Source organism: Chryseobacterium sp. SIMBA_029 (genome assembly GCF_046535275.1).
In the GTDB taxonomy this organism is placed as follows: Bacteria; Bacteroidota; Bacteroidia; order Flavobacteriales; family Weeksellaceae; genus Chryseobacterium.
The window spans coordinates 1-272 of sequence record NZ_JAWRXA010000322.1; the positions used below are offsets into that span (position 1 = coordinate 1).

Annotated in this window: 1 protein-coding gene; it reads right to left on the reverse strand. The window is 60.7% G+C overall.

Features of this window, described 5'->3' with window-relative positions; genetic code table 11:
- Positions 1-122: 122 nt before the first annotated feature.
- Entirely contained in the window at positions 123-269 is a 147-nt protein-coding gene (locus SB679_RS24295) for a DUF892 family protein (RefSeq protein ID WP_410704818.1), read from the reverse strand.
- Positions 270-272 lie beyond the last annotated feature (3 nt).

The following is a 272-nucleotide window of genomic DNA, read 5'->3' on the forward strand; positions in this document are numbered from 1 at the left end:
CTTGTAGACTCGGAAGCCGTCGGTTGAGTTGGTCGCTTGGCCATTGGAATGTCCCCTGTCGTGAAATGGCGGATAACAAAAAGGCCGCCTCGCAAGACGGCCTTCGTGGGAAACCGGAGAGATCAGGCTGCCTTGGAGCCTTTGCCCTTGGCATTCGCCTGAGCTTCGGCAAGCTGCGTCAGCTTGGCGTCGGTCGCTTCTTCCTCTTCAAGGTTCGCCTGCAGCAGCGGCACGGCGTCCGTCAGACCGAGCTGGTTGGCCCAGGCGATGAG